Origin of the sequence: Flavobacterium sp. IB48, assembly GCF_016405855.1 — a bacterium.
Classification (GTDB): Bacteria; Bacteroidota; Bacteroidia; order Flavobacteriales; family Flavobacteriaceae; genus Flavobacterium; species Flavobacterium ginsengisoli.
In genome coordinates, this window is the sequence record NZ_JAEFCA010000003.1 from 118,940 (window position 1) to 120,163 (window position 1,224).

General features: G+C 37.5%; 1 protein-coding gene. It reads left to right on the forward strand.

Going from position 1 to position 1,224, the window contains the following annotated elements; all coding sequences use genetic code 11:
* On the forward strand, positions 1-1,224 hold a 1,224-nt coding region (locus tag JC605_RS11220), incomplete at both ends, for a SprB repeat-containing protein (protein ID WP_198856275.1).

Sequence of the window (1,224 nt, forward strand, 5' to 3'; positions counted from 1 at the left end):
TAAAACCGATGCCTCTTGTTTTGGAAAAAGCACTGGTTCTGTAACGGCTGGAACTGTAACAAACGCAATTGGAACAGTAAAGTACTCTTGGAAAAATAGCGGAGGAATTGAAGTTGGAACAACAGCAACTGTTTCAGACCTTCCTTCAGGAACGTACACTTTAACAATTACTGATTCTTGCTCTTCTCAATCCAATTCAGTAACCATATCACAACCAGCTATAGCTTTAAGTTGTTCTATTATTCAAAATAAAGCTGTCACTTCAAATGGTTTAAGCGATGGAGAAGCTACTGTAACTCCAATTGGTGGTAATGTAGGCTACACTTATTTATGGGATAATAGTGAAACTACTCAAAAAGCAGTTGGATTAAGTGCAGGTCTTCATTCTGTTACTGTAACCGATTCAAAAGGATGCACAACAACTTGTACTGTCACTATAACTCAACCAGATGTATTTTCTTGCAGTATTTCTCAAGATAGCGCTGTAAAATGTTTTGGAGAAAATACTGGAAAAGCAACTATTACAGCTGTAGGAGGTAATGGTGACTATACTTATCTTTGGGATAACGGTGAAACTACTGCACAAGCAATTGCTTTAAGTGCTGGCGTTCATAATGTAACTGTAACAGACAAGTTAAATTATACTACTACTTGTTCTGTAACAATATCTCAACCTCAACAAGGATTATCTGCTACAAAATCTCAAACTGATGTAACTTGTGGTGGAGGTAGTAATGGTTCTGCAACTGTAACAGTTTCTGGGGGAACTCCTACATATTTATATTCTTGGAATTCAAATCCTGTTCAAACAGGAGCTACAGCCAACAATCTTCCTGCAGGAAATTATACAGTTCTTATAACTGATGCAAATGGATGCCAGATTTCAGAATCATTTACGATTTTGGATGGAGACTCTATTAAACCAATTATAAATCCATTACCAGAAACAACAACCATAAATTGCCCAGCAGAACCAGTTTTCACACAAGCCACAGCAACTGATGACAGTGGAACAGTTTCTTCATTAACTTATGTAGATACAATTACAGAGGGGAATTGTGCTGGATCATATACTAAAACAAGAACTTGGACTGCAAAAGACGCTTGCGATAATGTTTCACTTCCTGTCAGTCAAACTATAATTGTTCAAGACATTACTGCTCCTACATGGACTACTGCGGCTGGATCTTTAAATGCAACTTTAGAATGCAGCGATGCAGAAGG